The organism is Catellatospora coxensis, assembly GCF_016862635.1.
GTDB lineage: Bacteria > Actinomycetota > Actinomycetes > Mycobacteriales > Micromonosporaceae > Catellatospora > Catellatospora coxensis.
Map to the genome: position 1 here is coordinate 37,755 of NZ_BONI01000032.1, position 15,776 is coordinate 53,530.

Annotated in this window: 13 protein-coding genes; 2 read left to right on the plus strand and 11 right to left on the minus strand. The window is 72.7% G+C overall.

Annotated features, from left to right (window positions below):
- The first annotated feature begins 280 nt into the window (after window positions 1-280).
- On the plus strand, window positions 281-946 hold the full coding sequence (locus tag Cco03nite_RS19620) for an MIP/aquaporin family protein (protein ID WP_203693595.1): 666 nt from the start codon (window positions 281-283) through the stop codon (window positions 944-946).
- 77 nt (window positions 947-1,023) lie between these two features.
- On the opposite strand, the gene gatA is transcribed toward Cco03nite_RS19620, so the two are convergent.
- The 7 genes from gatA to Cco03nite_RS19655 all read right to left on the minus strand — a co-directional run bounded on the left by gatA (window position 1,024) and on the right by Cco03nite_RS19655 (window position 10,330).
- Window positions 1,024-2,499: an Asp-tRNA(Asn)/Glu-tRNA(Gln) amidotransferase subunit GatA gene (gatA, locus tag Cco03nite_RS19625; protein ID WP_203693596.1), complete on the minus strand. Its 1,476-nt coding sequence runs from the start codon at window positions 2,497-2,499 to the stop codon at window positions 1,024-1,026.
- Window positions 2,500-2,504: 5 nt separating this feature from the next.
- Entirely contained in the window at window positions 2,505-2,804 is a 300-nt protein-coding gene (gene gatC, locus Cco03nite_RS19630; RefSeq protein ID WP_203693597.1) for an Asp-tRNA(Asn)/Glu-tRNA(Gln) amidotransferase subunit GatC, read from the minus strand.
- Window positions 2,805-3,131: 327 nt separating this feature from the next.
- Window positions 3,132-5,084, minus strand: coding sequence for a putative bifunctional diguanylate cyclase/phosphodiesterase (locus Cco03nite_RS19635; RefSeq protein ID WP_239167494.1), 1,953 nt, complete (start codon window positions 5,082-5,084; stop codon window positions 3,132-3,134).
- Window positions 5,085-5,368: 284 nt separating this feature from the next.
- The gene (locus tag Cco03nite_RS19640) at window positions 5,369-6,316 is read right to left on the minus strand and encodes a GNAT family N-acetyltransferase (RefSeq protein WP_203693599.1); all 948 of its coding nucleotides are present in this window, start codon (window positions 6,314-6,316) and stop codon (window positions 5,369-5,371) included.
- Window positions 6,317-6,340: 24 nt separating this feature from the next.
- Window positions 6,341-8,482 (minus strand): NAD-dependent DNA ligase LigA, encoded by a 2,142-nt coding sequence (ligA, locus tag Cco03nite_RS19645; protein ID WP_373314276.1) that lies wholly within the window; start codon window positions 8,480-8,482, stop codon window positions 6,341-6,343.
- A gap of 67 nt (window positions 8,483-8,549) precedes the next feature.
- Window positions 8,550-9,554 (minus strand): ADP-ribosylglycohydrolase family protein, encoded by a 1,005-nt coding sequence (locus Cco03nite_RS19650; protein ID WP_203693601.1) that lies wholly within the window; start codon window positions 9,552-9,554, stop codon window positions 8,550-8,552.
- Between the two features lie 77 nt (window positions 9,555-9,631).
- The gene (locus tag Cco03nite_RS19655) at window positions 9,632-10,330 is read right to left on the minus strand and encodes an SDR family oxidoreductase (protein WP_203693602.1); all 699 of its coding nucleotides are present in this window, start codon (window positions 10,328-10,330) and stop codon (window positions 9,632-9,634) included.
- A gap of 111 nt (window positions 10,331-10,441) precedes the next feature.
- Here Cco03nite_RS19655 and Cco03nite_RS19660 point away from each other — a divergent pair, with 111 nt between their 5' ends.
- Window positions 10,442-11,101 carry a winged helix-turn-helix transcriptional regulator gene (locus Cco03nite_RS19660; protein WP_203693603.1) on the plus strand — a complete coding sequence of 220 codons (660 nt, stop codon included), beginning with the start codon at window positions 10,442-10,444 and terminating at the stop codon, window positions 11,099-11,101.
- Window positions 11,102-11,139: 38 nt separating this feature from the next.
- Here Cco03nite_RS19660 and Cco03nite_RS19665 read toward each other — a convergent pair whose 3' ends face one another.
- The 4 genes from Cco03nite_RS19665 to Cco03nite_RS19680 all read right to left on the minus strand — a co-directional run bounded on the left by Cco03nite_RS19665 (window position 11,140) and on the right by Cco03nite_RS19680 (window position 15,775).
- A complete protein-coding gene (locus Cco03nite_RS19665) occupies window positions 11,140-12,162 on the minus strand; it encodes a uroporphyrinogen decarboxylase/cobalamine-independent methonine synthase family protein (protein ID WP_203693639.1) in 1,023 nt (340 codons plus the stop codon).
- Between the two features lie 180 nt (window positions 12,163-12,342).
- Window positions 12,343-13,422, minus strand: coding sequence for a tRNA 2-thiouridine(34) synthase MnmA (mnmA, locus tag Cco03nite_RS19670; RefSeq protein WP_203693604.1), 1,080 nt, complete (start codon window positions 13,420-13,422; stop codon window positions 12,343-12,345).
- A gap of 52 nt (window positions 13,423-13,474) precedes the next feature.
- Window positions 13,475-14,638 carry a cysteine desulfurase family protein gene (locus Cco03nite_RS19675; protein WP_203693605.1) on the minus strand — a complete coding sequence of 388 codons (1,164 nt, stop codon included), beginning with the start codon at window positions 14,636-14,638 and terminating at the stop codon, window positions 13,475-13,477.
- A gap of 180 nt (window positions 14,639-14,818) precedes the next feature.
- Window positions 14,819-15,775: an electron transfer flavoprotein subunit alpha/FixB family protein gene (locus tag Cco03nite_RS19680; RefSeq protein ID WP_203693606.1), complete on the minus strand. Its 957-nt coding sequence runs from the start codon at window positions 15,773-15,775 to the stop codon at window positions 14,819-14,821.
- Between the last annotated feature and the right edge of the window lies 1 nt (window position 15,776).

Below are 15,776 nucleotides of genomic sequence, written 5' to 3' on the forward strand. Positions count from 1 at the left end.
GCTAGACGCCGCCGGACAAAACAACCACCAGCCTAGTAGCCCGCCCGGCCCCGCTCACACCGGGTTATCCGCCCCTCCACCCATCGATCATGACAAGAGGAGTGGCGTACGTCACAACATGAGCTGATCGGTGGAGGCCTTATTCATTCATTCGTCGCTGTGCGCTGATCACCGCCGCCCCGATCCTGAATGCACCCTGAGAACGGGACACGCAGATCTTCCGGGCCTGGCGGTGAGCGCGTCGCGTTCTTCCCCTCATCGATGCACAGGGAGGTGCATGATGGGTTCCGCAACGCTGTCCCGCCTCACCGCCGAGGCGCTCGGCACCGCAGTACTGGTCTTCTTCGGCGTGGGTGCGCTGCTCGTCGGCGGCGGTCCGCTGCTCGCGGGCGCGGTCGGCCTGATGATCGCCGCGGCCGCCGCCGCGTGGATCTTCGGCGGCCACTTCAACCCCTGGCTCACCCTCGCCGCCGCGGTCCGCGGCAGCGTGGACTGGGTCGGCGGCGCGCTGATCATCGCCGCGCAGCTGGTCGGCGGCTTCGTCGGCGGCCTGCTCATGTGGCTCTGCTACGGCGAGAACGGCGTCGCCGCCGGGCTCGGCGCGAACCGCCTGTCCGAGGCCGCGAGCTCCGGCAAGGGCCTGATCGCGGCGATCGTCGCCGAGGCGCTGGCCGTGTTCGTCATCGCCTGCGTGATGTTCGCGGTCGGCGACGGCGAGCGCTCCGGCATCAGCCTCGGCCTGGCGTACGCCGGTGGCACCCTCGCCATCGCGGCGGTCACCAGCGCCTCGCTCAACCTCGCCCGCACCTTCGGCCCGGAACTCGCGCTGACCCTGGCCGGCGGCGCGTCGGACTGGTCCGACATCTGGGTGTTCGCGGTCTCCGGCGCGCTCGGCGCGGTGCTCGCGGGCCTGCTCTACCCCCGGTTGAAGGGGGCCGCCTCCTGACCCCCGCCTGCTGCTGACCTCCTCAGGCAACGAGAAAGCGGCGTCCCCGCCCGGGAACGCCGCTTTCTCGTCGGAACTCAGAGCGCGGGCGGGGTGAAGGTGCCCACCGTCGACTCGACCGCGGCGGCGATCCGGTACATCCGGTCGTCGGCCATGGTCGGAGCCATGATCTGCAGACCCACCGGCAGCCCGTCGGACAGGCCGGCGGGCACCGAGATGGCCGGGCCGCCGTACAGGTTCGTCGGAATGGTGTACAGGTCGGCCAGGTACATCTGGTACGGGTCGGCGGTGCGCGCGCCCAGCTCGAACGCGGTGAACGGGGTGGTCGGCGAGACCAGCACGTCGACCTGCTCGAACGCGGAGGTGAAGTCGCGCGTGATCAGCGTGCGCACCTTCTGTGCCTGGCCGTAGTAGGCGTCGTAGTAACCCGACGACAGCGCGTACGTGCCGATGATGATGCGGCGCTTGACCTCGTCGCCGAAGCCCGCCTCGCGGGTCAGCGACATGACGTCCTCCAGCGAGTTGCGGCCGTCGTCGCCGACGCGCAGGCCGAAGCGCACCGCGTCGAAGCGGGCCAGGTTCGACGAGCACTCGCTGGGCGCGATCAGGTAGTACGCCGGCAGCGCGTACTGGAAGTGCGGGCAGGACACCTCGACGACCTCGGCGCCCAGCTTGGTCAGCGCCTCCACGGTGTCGCGGTAGACGGCCATCACGCCGGGCTCCGCGCCCTCGCCGGAGAACTCCTTGACCAGGCCGACGCGCACCCCGGTCAGGTCACCGGTCGCGCCCTGGCGGGCGGCGGCGACGACGTCCGGCACGGGCAGCGGGATCGAGGTCGAGTCGCGCGGGTCGTGCCCGGCGATCACCTCGTGCAGCAGCGCGGTGTCCAGCACGGTGCGCGCGACCGGGCCGGGCGTGTCCAGCGACGACGAGAACGCGATCAGGCCGTAGCGCGAGGTGCCGCCGTAGGTCGGCTTCGCGCCGACGGTGCCGGTGACCGCGCCGGGCTGGCGGATCGAGCCGCCGGTGTCGGTGCCGATGGCCAGCGGGGCCTCGTACCCGGCGACCGCCGCCGCCGAGCCGCCGCCGGAGCCGCCCGGGATACGGGTCAGGTCCCACGGGTTGTACGTCGGGCCGTAGGCCGAGTACTCGGTGGACGAGCCCATCGCGAACTCGTCCATGTTGGTCTTGCCCAGCATGACCATGCCCGCCTCGCGGATGCGGGTCATCACCGTCGCGTCGTACGGCGGCCGCCAGCCTTCGAGAATCTTCGAGGCGGCGGTGGTGGGGATGCCCTTGGTCGCGATGACGTCCTTGATCGCGATCGGCACGCCGGCCAGCGGCCCGAGCTTCTCGCCCGCGGCGCGCCTGGCGTCGACGGCCCGCGCGGCCTCGACCGCACCCGCGTCGTCGACGTGCAGGAACGCGTGCACGCGGCCGTCGACCTCGGCGATGCGGTCCAGGTGGGCGCGGGTGGCCTCCTCCGCGGACACGTCCCCGGCGGCGATCTTCGCGGCCAGGTCGGCCGCGGTCAGCTTGATCAGATCACTCATCGGGGTCACTCCTCATCCGCAAGGATCTGGGGCACACGGAACCGGTCCTCGGCGGAGTCCGGCGCGCCCGACAGCGCCTCTTCACGGGTCAGGCCGGGCACGACGACGTCCTCGCGCAGCACGTTGACCAGCGGCACCGAGTGCGACGTCGGCGGGATGTCGTCCGCGGCGACCTCACCGACCCGCGCCACCGACTGCAGGATCACGTCCAGCTGACCGGCGAAGCGGTCCAGCTCCTGTTCGGTGACGGCGAGCCGCGACAGGCGCGCGAGATGCGCGACCTCTTCGCGGGAGATGGCGGCCATGACTGCCCCCTAGACGTAGCGGCGAACTCGGACAGCGCGAAGGGTGGCACACGCTCCGCGCCCGTAGCGAGTCTATTTGTCACCGGTGGCGCGTTTCGCAGCGCCCCTGTCCCAGCGAACCGCGCAAGCGGGTCGGGAGGGCTCCGGGAGACGGTCCCTCGCCACGTGGCTACATCTTTTTTGATGTGGCCACATCAAAAAAGATGTAGCCACGGCCCGCGGACCACCTGCCGACACCGGTCACGCCGGGTCAGCGTGCACCTTCAGCGTGCAGCGCCGGCGGAAGGCACAGCGCGGCGGCACGGCGCGGCGGTCGCGACGCGGTGCTCAGGCGCTGCGGGCGGGCAGGGTGGTGCGGGCGAGCCAGTCGGCGAGTTCGTCGGGGGGCAGCGGGCGGGCGTAGAACCAGCCCTGGGCGACCTCGCAGCCGGCGGACTGGAGCAGCCGCCAGGCGCGCTCGTCCTCGACGCCCTCGGCGACCACCCGCAGCCCGAGCGCCCCGGCCAGCTCGATGATGGAGCGCACGATCACCAGGTCGTCCGGGTCGTCGGCCATGGCCATCACGAACGAGCGGTCGATCTTCACCTCGGACAGCGGCAGCCGGCGCAGGTGCTGCAGCGAGGAGTAGCCGGTGCCGAAGTCGTCCAGGGCGATGCCGACGCCGAGCAGCTGGAGCCGGGTCAGCGTGGCCAGCACCCGGTGCGGGTCGGCCATCAGCGCGCTCTCGGTGATCTCCAGCTGCAGCCGGTACGGCTCCACGCCGTACCGCTGGAGCAGCTCCTCGATCTGCTCGACGATCGCGCCGGTGTGCAGGTCGCGCACGCTGACGTTGACCGCCATGCGCACCTGCAGGCCCGCCGCGGACCACTTGGCGAGCTGGGTCACCGCCTCCTCGAGCACCCACCGCGTCAGCAGCCGCATCACCGAGCTCGGCTCGGCGACCCGGATCAGCTCGTCGGGGCTGACCGGGCCGCGGGTCGGGTGCTGCCAGCGCAGCAGCGCCTCGACGGCGACCACCTCGCCGGTCGTGATCTCGACCTGGGGCTGGTAGAACAGCCGCAGCCCGCCCCGGTCCGGCTGGCCGAGCATGGTGCGCAGGTCGGCGAGCAGGCTGAGCCGCTGCGGGGAGTTCTGGTCGGCGTCGGGGTTGTAGACGGCGACGGCGTCACCGTCGTGCTTGGCGGTGTACATGGCGACGTCGGCGTGGCGCAGCAGGGTGGCGAAGTTGGTGCCGTGGTCGGGGTAGACGGCGATGCCGATGGAGGCGCCGACGTCCAGCGGCAGCCCGTCCAGCACGACCGGGGCCGACAGCGCCTGCTCGATCTGCTCGGCCAGCTCGCGTGCCTGCTCCGGGCTGTCGAGGCGCTTGGCCACGACGGCGAACTCGTCGCCGCCCAGCCGCGCGACCAGATCGCCGGCGCGCACCAGCCGGTCCAGCCGGTCGCCGACCGCGATCAGCAGCCGGTCCCCCACCTCGTGCCCGAGCGAGTCGTTGACGTGCTTGAACCGGTCCAGGTCGAGCAGCAGCAGGCCGAAGCGGCTGCGCGGGTCGCCCTGCACGGCGCGCTGCGCGTGGCCGGCCACGGTGGCGGACACCTCGCCGATCAGCGCCTTGCGGTTGGCGAGCCCGGTCAAGGTGTCGATGTTGGCCAGGTGCCGCTGCTCGGCGGTGATGATGGACAGCCGCCGCACCGCCAGCAGCGGCAGGATCAGCGCCAGCACGAGTTCGGGGGCGACCTCGGTCTGCGCGGCGATGACCGGGCCCAGCATGAGCAGGGCGCCGGTGCTCAGCGCCTCGTTGGCCAGCGGGCCCATGATGATCGGCAGCAGCGCGCCGCCGTCGCGCAGCCAGATCGCGGTGGCCGTGGTCAGGTACTTCACCGCGAACCAGGTGGTCGCCGAGGCCGCCAGCGCGAGCAGCCCCGGCGGGGCGTCGCCGCTGAACAGGTGCAGCACCGCGTACGCGAACCCGAAGGCCAGCGCGTACTGGCCGAGGTTGAACACGGCCCGCCACAGCGCGTGCCGCAGCCGCAGCGAGGCCACCGCCACGGCCAGCCCCTGCACCACCACCGCGGCGGCGAGCCCGGAGTCGATCATTATGGCGAACGTGAAGCAGATCGACGGATAGATGGCCGACGTGTTCCACCGGCCGGGCAGCGTGACCGGCAGCGCGTCGCCCGCGACGGCGAGCCCGGCCAGCAGCCAGAAGCCGAGGCTGACATGTTCGAGCACACTCGGCAGCTCGGCAAGGTCACGCAGAGTGATGGCAGCTGCGGCCACGGTTACGGCGATGACGTACACACCGAAATTCCGCCGTCGCTCCGCGGGCACGCGATTGCGATGTGCCTGCAGTGCTTGGGGTGTGGCCGCCATGGACACCTTCCCGAGGCCGATTGACGCACGACGGCGCCGCCCGCCGATCGCGGCTGGTCATTTCACTCTAAGCCCGAAAACGCCCCAGACCACTCTGCGCGTTCGCGTGTGACGAAGATGTGATTGTTTGACCCTTTCCTCCGTCACTCCACGTAAGACTCATGCAACCTTGCGTATATCTCCCTGCGCCGCTACTGCAGCACCACCCGGATGGCGGTGTTGCGGTAACCCGCTCGGGCGAACGCCGCGGCCATCGGCCGGTTGCCCAGATCGGTGTCCGCCCCGATCTCCTCCGCGCCCTGCTCGGCCAGCAGGGCCGTCGCCTCGGCCAGCAGATCGTCGGCGTAGCCGTGCCCGCGCTGCGCCGGCACGACGGCGACGAACCCGATCACCGCGCGGGTGTGGTTGCGGGACGGCACGACCAGGCCGACCAGCTCACCTTCGGGGGTGTACGCGGCCCGCCACCACTCGCGCGGCGCGGGCAGCCCGGCCAGGTCGGCGACCATGATGCGGGCGGCCTCGTCCGGCCCGTGCCGGGCGGCGTCCCGGGCGCTGTACCCGTCGAGGGTGCCCTCGATCGAGGCCCGGCAGATCGCCAGCACCTGCTCGTCGCCGACCTCGCGGAAGACCAGCCGGATCGACCGCGCCGGCAGCCCGTCCGCGGGAGTCCACTGGTAGTTGAACCGCTCGACGAACGGCTCATAGCCGGCGGCGGCCGCGGCGGCCAGCCGGTCCTCGGCGGCCTCCCGCACGACGTCGCCGTCCCGCCAGCCCGGTGGCAGGAACAGGTGGTACTCGGGCCGCGCGCCCTCCGCCGTGCGCATCTCCCGCAGCGCCGTCGCCAGCAGCAGCGCGCCGATCTCCCGGCGGTCGGGTTCGGCGCCCGGCTCCAGCCAGTCGAGGCTGAACGGCACGGCCGCCTCCGGGAAGCCCCAGAAGGCGCAGCGGGCGACGGTGCGCCCGGCGCGGCGCGCCACCCAGCTCCACTCGGGACGGTACTGCCCGGTCGCGAGCAGCTCCGGCCAGGATCGGCGGGACTCCACGCCCACACCGGGCACGGGCTGGTGCGGGTAGGCGAGGAACAACTGCTCCTCACCCACCCGCAGCGAGCGGATTTCGAGATCGTTCTCAGTAGTCATCGCTGCCGAGGCTAGACCGGCTGTCTACCCGTTTTCGCGGTTCGCGTCCGCGTACGCCTTCGCCGCCTCCGGGCCCTGCCCCAGCAGCACCGCGAAGCCCGCCTCGTCGAGGGTCGGCACGCCCAGCGAGCGGGCCTTGTCCAGCTTGGACCCGGCGTTCTCGCCGACCACCACGAAGCTGGTCTTCTTCGACACCGAACCGGCCACCTTCGCGCCGAGCGCGGTCAGCGCGTCGGCGGCCCCGTCGCGGGTGTGGTTCTCCAGCGTTCCGGTGACCACCACGGTCAGGCCGTCCAGCGGCTTGGGCCCGGTGTCGGCGACCGGCTCCTGCTCCATGAGCACGCCCGCGGCGCGCCACTTCTCGACCACCTCGCGGTGCCAGTCCTCGGCGAACCACTCGCGGACCGCCTCGGCGATGGTGCCGCCGACGTCCTCGACCACCGACATCTGCTCCAGCGAGGCGGACGCGATCGCATCCAGCGCGTTGAAGTGGTTGGCCAGCGCGCGGGCCGCCGTCGGACCGGTGTGCCGGATGGACAGCGAGGTCAGCACCCGGAACAGTTCCTTGGTCTTGGCCAGTTCCAGGTTGGCCAGCAGCTTGCCCGCGTTCGTGGACAGCGTGCCGTCCTTCTTCAGGAAGAACGGCGACTTCGCCAGCCGCGCCTCGTCGAGGCTGAACAGGTCGCCCTCGTCGGCCAGCACGCCGTCGTTGACCAGCGCCAGGGCTGCCTTCTCGCCCATGCCCTCGATGTCGAAGCCGTCCCGGCCGCCGATGTAGATGATGCGCTCGGACAGCTGCGCCTTGCAGTAGCGGGTGTTCGGGCAGCGCAGGTCGACATCGGCCTCCTTGGCCGGGGCCAGCTTGGTGCCGCAGGACGGGCAGGTCGCCGGCATGGTCCAGGCGTGCTCGCTGCCGTCGCGCAGCGCCTCGACCGGGCCGAGCACCTCCGGGATCACGTCGCCCGCGCGGCGGATCACCACGGTGTCGCCGATCAGCACGCCCTTGCGCGCCACCTCCTGCTGGTTGTGCAGGGTCGCGCTGGCGACGGTCACGCCGCCGACGAACACCGGCTCCAGCACCGCGTACGGCGTGACCCGGCCGGTGCGGCCGACGTTCACCTCGATGCCGAGCAGCTTGGTGTTGACCTCCTCCGGCGGGTACTTGAACGCGATCGCCCAGCGCGGCGCGCGGCTGGTCGCCCCGAGCTTGGCCTGCTCGGCGACGTCGTCGACCTTGACCACCACACCGTCGATGTCGTGTTCCAGGTCGTGCCGGTGGGCGGCGTAGTTCGCGATGTACGCCTTCACCTCGTCCAGCGAATCCACCACCCGCCAGCGCTCGCTGGTCGGCAGGCCCCACGCCTTGAGCTGTGCGTACGCGTCGGACTGGCTGGTCGGCTCGAAGCCAGTGCGGGCGCCGATGCCGTGCACGATCAGGTGCAGGGCGCGCTTGGCGGTGATCGCCGGGTCCTTCTGGCGCAGCGAGCCGGAGGCGGCGTTGCGCGGGTTCACGTAGGTGCGCTCGCCCGCCGCGAGCTGGGCCGCGTTGAGATCGGCGAAGGCCTGCGCCGGGAAGTAGATCTCACCGCGGACCTCGACCAGGTCGGGCGGGTTGTCGCCGGCCAGCTTGTGCGGGATGCCCGCGATGCGGCGCACGTTGGCGGTGACGTCCTCGCCGGTGCGCCCGTCGCCGCGGGTCGCGCCCCGGGTCAGCCGGCCCTTCTCGTAGGTGAGGTTGACCGCGAGGCCGTCGATCTTCAGCTCGCACAGGTAGCGCACCGGCGCGCCCGCGTCCTTCTCGACGCGGGCCGCCCAGGCGGCGAGCTGGTCGTCGTTGAACGCGTTGTCGAGGCTGAGCATGCGCTCGGCGTGGTCGACGCTGGCGAAGCCGAGCCACTCCCCCGCCCCGACGCGCTGCGTCGGCGAGTCCTGCGAGACCAGCTCGGGGCGCTCCAGCTCCAGCGCTTCGAGCTCGTGCATCAGCTCGTCGTAGGCCGCGTCCGACAGCGTCGGCGCGTCGTCGACGTAGTAGCGGTGCTGCGCGTCATTGATCTTGGACACGAGCTCGGCGTACCGTGTCCGGACCTTGTCGGTTACCTCACTGGTCACCCGTGCACGGTAACCGCCGCCCCCGACACCGCGGACCCCGCCCTGCGGACCGGCCAAGATCTGTTTTCGTGGACGCTGGATGCCGCCCCAGCAGCGGCGGGCGTCCACGAAAACGGATCTCGGGTCAGTCCCAGGCCGTGCCGAGCGCGGCGAGCTGGTCGGCGTACTCGATGCGCTCGGCCCAGGCGGCCGGCCAGGCCGCCATGCCCGCCGCCGCACCGTGGAACGCGCCCGCCAGGCAGGCGATCGAGTCCGAGTCGCCGCCGGTCGCAGCGGCCCGGCCGAGCGCGGCGACCGGGTCGTCGGCGTGGCGCAGGGCCGCCAGCAGCGCCGTGGCCAGCGCCTCCTCCGCGATCCAGCCCTCGCCGGTCTCGCGGCACACGTCGCCACCGGAGTCCGGCCTGGCCAGCGCCGAGAGCAGCAGGTCCAGCGCGTCGGCGCACTCGTCCCAGCCACGCGCCATGAACTCCTCCGGCGCCAGCACCCCCGGCCGCTGCCACAGGTCGCCGAGCCAGTCCTCCCGGTACACGGTGCGCTGGTCGGCGCAGCGGTCCCGCAGCGCGCCGGGCACGTCGGCCAGGTCGAGGCCGTCGCGCAGCAGGCGCACCGCCAGCGCGGTCAGCTCCGCCGCGGCCAGCCCGGTCGGGTGCCCGTGGGTCAGCCCCGCCTGCAGCTGCGCCACCCCGGCAAGGGTGTCCAGGTCGTACGCGGCGACCAGGCCGACCGGGGTGACCCGCATGTTCGCCCCGCAGCCCTTCGACCCGGCCACCGTCGCCTCCTGCCAGCGCAAGCCGCCGGCCAGGTTCGCGCAGGCGTTCAGGCAGGTCATACCCGGGGCGCGGTTGTTCTCCGGGCTCTTCGCCCAGGTCAGGAAACGTTCGCGCAGCAGCGGTTCGAGCACGGCGGCGGTCGGCTCGGCGGCGTCGCGCAGCGCCCAGGCCACCGCGAGCGCCATCTGCGTGTCGTCCGTGACGAGCGCGGGTTCGGGCAGCTCCCGCGGACCGCCCGGCCCGTGCTCCGCCACGATCTGGGCGTACTTGCGGAACTCGGTCGGCTTGCCCAGCGCGTCGCCGTACGCCAACCCGAAGAGCGACCCGCTGGCCGCGTCGATCACCGTCACCCGCGGCATCCTGCCACTCCCGCGCCACCCGCGGCCGCACGGAGTCCCGGGCGGCCGGACCCGCCGGCCGCCCGCTCGGCGACGACTCAGGCCACGGCCGGGTACAGCTGCCGCAGGTCGCCCGACAGGCCGGACTTGAGCTGCCGGCTCACGTCGTCGGCGAGCACCTCGGGCAGTCCCTGCTCCACCGCGTCGAGAACCTGCGCCACCACGTCCTCCGGCGCGACCTTCGGGCCGTCGACGTGCGCGGCCATGTCGGTGTCGATGTAGCCGATGTGCACCCCGGTCACCAGGGTTCCCTGCTCGTGCAGCGCCAGCCGCAGCGCGTTGGTCGCGGCCCAGGCGGCGGACTTCGACGCCGAGTAGCCCCCGGTCGTGGGCAGCGAGAACCAGGACAGCGCGGAGAGCACGTTGACGACCGCGCCGCCGCCGTTGGCGGCCAGGATCGGCGCGAACTCGCGGGACACGCGGACCGGGCCGTAGAAGTTGGTCTCCATCTCGCGGCGCAGCGCGTCCTCGCCGTCGAGGATGCCCGACCCGGTCGCGATGCCAGCGTTGTTGATCAGGAGCTGTACGTCGCCGGCCTGCTTGGCGGCCGCCGCCACCGAGTCGGGGTCGGTGACGTCGAGCTGGAGCGGGACGACCCGCGGGTCGGTGATCGACGCCGCGTCGCGGGCGGTGGCGTACACCTTCGACGCGCCGCGGGCGAGCAGCATCTCGGTGAACGCCTTGCCGAGGCCGCGGTTGGCGCCGGTCACGAGGGCCACGGAACCATTGATCTTCATGTTCGCCTCCTGGTGGGTATGGCTTCACCAGCGACACTATACGAAACATATAGCTATTGCCTTGAGATACGAATCATATAGCGACAGCCATGCGAAAGGTATGCTCGAACCATGTCCAAGCGGATGTACGGCCAGGTGTGCCCGATCGCGCGCTCGCTCGACGTGCTCGGCGAGCGGTGGACCCTTCTCATCGTGCGCGAGCTGCTGCTCGGGCCGCGGCGGTTCAAGGAACTGCTGACCGTGCTGCCCGCGATGGGCACCAACCGCCTGGCCGAACGGCTCCAGCTGCTGGAACGCAGCGGCGTCGTCGTCCGGCGCGCGCTGCCGGCCGCCCCGGACGTGCGCGCCTACGAACTGACCGCGTACGGCGAGCGGCTGCGCCCGCTGCTGATCGAACTCGCCACCTGGGGTTCGGAACTGCCGCTCGACGACGAGATCGACCCCGGCACCGCACGGGCCGAGCTGATCGCGCTCTACCTCGCCGAGCACTGCCCGCCCGAGGACGCCGCCGGACCGCCCGCGACCTACCAGTTCCACGTGGGCGACGAGGTCTTCCACATCCGCGCCGACGGCGGCGTGCACGCCAGATCCGGCCCCGCCCCGATCCCGGCCGACCTCGTGGTGACCTGCGACCTGGCCACCTTCGACGCGCTGACCCGCGGCACGCTCGACCCGACCGAGGCCGCCGCGTCCGGCGCGCTCACCACCACCGGCGACCCCGCCGCACTCACCCGCGCGTTCGGCCTCCTGCGCCACCGCACCCCGGCCTAGCCAAGGACGCGGCTACCGCCGACCGCAGCTGGGCGCCGTCACTGCTCGACCAGCCGCCGGCCGGCTTCGCGGCACGCCTTCAGCACCGCCTGGGCGTAGGCGGGCGTCGCCCTGGCCAGGCCGCACGACGGCGTCACCACCACCCGCTGCGCCAGCAGCTCGTCGGCGAACCCCAGGTCCCGCCACAGCCGCTTGACCCGCTCGGCCAGCGCCGCGCCGTTCGGGCGCGTGCCATTGCCCGGTGGCGTCGTACGCGCCACGCCCGCGAGCAGGCCGAGCCCGGCGTCGATCATCTCGCCGATCGCGTCGAGCTTCTCCGCACCGGCGCCGACCAGGTCCAGATCCAGCGCGAGCGCGGCCGCCCCGGCCTCCCGCAGCAGCGCCAGCGGTGTGTCGGGCGCGCAGCAGTGCACGATCACCGGCACCCCGGCCGCTCCGATCACCGAGGCGAGCGTGTCCCGGACGGTCGACGGGGCCACCGAGCGGTACGTGTGCAGCGTGCTGGCGGTGCGCACCCGCCCGGCCAGCACCGCGGGCAGCGACGGCTCGTCGAGCTGGAGCAGCACCTGCGCACCCGGCACCCGCCGCTGCACGTCCGCGACGTGCGCCTTGAGCCCTTCGGCAAGCGATTCCGCCAGGTCACGGGCCGCGCCGTGGTCGGAGACCAGGGCCTCGCCCAGGGCCAGCTCGATGTTGGCGGCCAGCGTCCACGGGCCGGCCGACTGCACCTTCAACGTCCCGGTGAACCCGTCGGCCTGCTCGGTGAGCTGGTCGAGGTCGCGCTCACGCAGGTCGTACGCCCGGCGGAGCTCCCGGCCCGGACTCGCCGCGACCCGCCACCGGCCCGTGTAGATCTCCACCGGCAGCTCGACCAGCAGCCCGGCGCTCCGCCCGATCATGTCCGCGCCGGGGCCGCGCGCGGGCAGCTCCGGCAGGTACGGCAGATCCGGCAGCTCGCCGAGGGTGAACTTGACCGCCTCGGCGATGTCGGTGCCCGGCACCGACCCGATGCCCGTCGCAGACCCGGCCGGCCACAGCGGCGCGGCGGGCTTGTCGGTGATCTCGTCAGGCGTGCTCATGCCGGGGCCTCGTTCTGCTCGCCATGGAAACCTAGATCGCGACGATCTTGCGCGAAGTGTGGGGAGTTTGCCCGTTACGGGCGTGTCGCCCCCACAGTTCACGCAAGATCACCGCCGCCGTGCGGGAAGGAGCAGGGCGAAGCGCGCGGTGACCGCGTCCGCTCATGACGCGGTGGTGATGGTCGCGCTGCCCAGCACGATGTCACCGGCCGGGTCGGGGCGGTAGACCACGACGGCCTGGCCTGCGGCGATGCCGCGCTCGGGGCGGCGCAGACGCACGCTCAGCACGGAGCCGTCGAGCTCGGCCACGGCCGGGGCGGGGCGGCCGTGCGCCCGCAGCTGCACCTCGCACTCGACGGGTCCGGTCGGCGGCTGTCCCGCGATCCAGACCGTGCGCTCGCCGTCCACCTGCGAGACCTCCAGCGCCTCGGCGGGGCCTACGGTGACCGTGTTGGTGACCGGCGTGATCGACAGCACGTAGCGCGGGCGGCCGTCCGGCGCGGGCCGGCCCAGCGCCAGCCCCTTGCGCTGGCCCACCGTGTACGCGAACGCGCCGTCGTGCTTGCCCAGCACCTCGCCGGTGCCGGCGTCGACGATGTCGCCCGGCTCGCTGCCCAGGTGCTTGCGCAGGAAGCCCTGGGTGTCGCCGTCGGCGATGAAGCAGATGTCGTGCGAGTCGGGCTTGTCGGCGACGGCCAGGCCGCGGGCGTGCGCCTCGGCGCGCACCTGCTCCTTGGTCGAGTCGCCGAGCGGGAACATCGAGTGGCCGAGCTGCTCGGAGTTGAGCACCGCCAGCACGTACGACTGGTCCTTGGCGAGGTCGACGCTGCGGCGCAGCAGGCCGTCGGCGCCCAGCCGCGCGTGGTGGCCGGTGACCACCGCGTCGAAGCCCAGGGCCAGCGCCCGGTCCAGCACCGCCGCAAACTTGATCTTCTCGTTGCAGCGCAGGCACGGGTTCGGCGTGCGCCCCGCCGCGTACTCCGCGACGAAGTCCTCGATCACGTCCTCGTGGAAGCGCTCAGCCATGTCCCACACGTAGAAGGGGATCCCGAGCACGTCAGCCGCCCGCCGCGCGTCATGCGCGTCCTCCTTGGTGCAGCACCCGCGCGCCCCGGTCCGATGCGTGGCGGCGTTCTTCGACAGCGCCAGATGCACCCCGGTGACATCGTGCCCGGCCGCCACGGCCCGGGCAGCCGCCACCGCCGAGTCCACCCCACCAGACATAGCCGCCAGCACACGCACCCCGACAGCCTACCCGCCCCGCCACCCTCCTCGGCCGGTGCGGCGGGCGGGGTCAGCGGGACATGCCGGCGCGGCGGGCGCGGTCGACGGCGGGGGGCAGGGCCGTGATGAGGGCGTCGAGGTCGGCGCGGGTGCTGGTGTGGCCGAGGGTGAAGCGCAGCGAGGAGCGGGCGGACAGGGGGTCGGCGCCCATCTGGAGGAGTACGTGCGAGGGCTGGGCGACGCCGGCCGAGCAGGCCGAGCCGGTGGAGACGGCGATGTCCTGGGCGTCGAGCAGCAGCAGGAGGGCGTCGCCCTCGCAGCCGGGGAAGCTGAAGTGCGCGTTGCCGGGCAGCCGGGAACCGGGCTCGTCGGCCGGTGCGCCGTTGAGGATCGCGTCGGGGACCACGGCGCGCACCCACTCGATCAGCTCGTCGCGCAGCGCCGCGAGCCGCTGAGCGTGCTGCTCCTGGTGCTTGACGGCGTGCTCGACGGCGCAGGCGAAGGAGACGATCCCGGGCACGTCCAGCGTGCCGGAGCGTACGTCGCGCTCCTGGCCGCCGCCGTGCAGCTGCGGGGTGCAGGCGACATCGCGGCCGAGCACCAGCGCGCCGACGCCGAGCGGGCCGCCCAGCTTGTGCCCGGTGAGGGTGAGCGCGGCGACGCCGCTGGCGGCGTAGTCCACCGGCACCTGGCCGACGGCCTGCACCGCGTCGGTGTGCAGCGGCACCCCGCGCGCGGCCGCGAGCGCGGCCAGCTCGGCGATCGGCTGTACGGTGCCGACCTCGTTGTTGGCCCACATGACGGTGACCAGCGCGGCCTTGTCGTCCAGCGCTTCGGCCAGCACCTCCGGCCGCACCCGGCCCTCGTGGTCGACCGGCAGCGAGACCACCTCGGCGCCTTCGTGCTCGCCCAGCCAGTGCACCGCGTCCAGCACCGCGTGGTGCTCGACGGCGCCGACCAGGACCTTGGTGCGGCCCGCCGGGCGGCGGGCCCAGTAGACGCCCTTGACGGCGAGGTTGTCGCTCTCGGTGCCGCCGCCCGTGAAGATCACTTCGGACGGACGGGCGCCCAGCACCGCGGCGATGCGCTCCCGCGACTCCTCCACCAGGCGGCGGGCAGCGCGGCCCGGGCCGTGCAACGACGAGGCGTTGCCGACCTCACGCGCGGTCGCGACGTAGGCGTCCAGCGCCTCAGGCAGCATCGGCGTGGTCGCCGCATGATCAAGGTAGGCCATCTCGCCGCCAAGCCTAGCCGTAACGGTGCTTACCCGTACCCCAGGAGTGTGCCGCCCGGGGCCGGCCGGGTGCCCGCGATCCGTCGCGGTGAAGGCCCTTCGACCTTCCCACCAGCCCTGACATGGTGAAGGGCCCCGGCGGCCGGTGACCGCGGGGCCCTTCGATGTCTGCGTACGCCGTCAGCGGCGCTTGCGGATCTCCTCGGAGGCCTGCGGCACGACCTGGTTGAGGTCGCCCACGACGCCGAAGTCGGCCAGCTCGAAGATCGGCGCCTCGGTGTCCTTGTTCACCGCGACGATGGTCTTCGAGGTCTGCATGCCGGCCCGGTGCTGGATCGCGCCCGAGATGCCGACCGCGATGTACAGCTGCGGCGACACCGTCTTGCCGGTCTGCCCGACCTGGAACGCGTGCGGGTAGAAGCCGGAGTCGGTCGCCGCGCGCGACGCGCCGACGGCCGCGCCGAGCAGGTCGGCCAGCTCCTCAATGATCTTGAAGTTCTCCGCCGACGCGACACCGCGGCCGCCGGAGACGACGATCGACGCCTCGGTCAGCTCCGGGCGGGCGCCCTTGGCCTCGGCGACGCGCTTGGTGACCACGGCCAGCTTGTCGGAGTCGGCCAGCGCCACCTCGACCTGCTCCACCGACGGCGCGGCCGCGGCGGGGCTGGGCGTGAGCGAGTTCGGCCGTACGGTGACCAGCGGCAGGCCCTTGGTGACCTTGGACTTCACGATGGTCGAGCCCGCGAAGGCGACCTGGGTGGCGGTGCCGTCGGCGGCCAGCTCGACCACGTCGGTGAGCACGCCGTTGTCCAGCTTGACCGCGAGCCGGCCCGCGATCTCCTTGCCCTCCTGGGTGGAGCCGATCAGCACGGCCGCCGGGGAGACCGACTTGACCAGCTGGGCGAGCGCGGTGGCCTTGGGGGCGACCAGGTGCTCGTCGATCTCGGCGCTCTCGGCCGCGTAGACCTTCGTCGCGCCGTACTCGCCGAGCTTGTCGACGAGCGGGGCGGCCGTGCCGGGCGGGCCCAGCACCACCGCGGCGGGCTCGCCGAGCGAGCGCGCCAGGGTCAGCATCTCCAGCGTGACCTTCTTGACCGTGCCGCCGGAGGACTCGACGACTACCAGAACCTCAGCCATT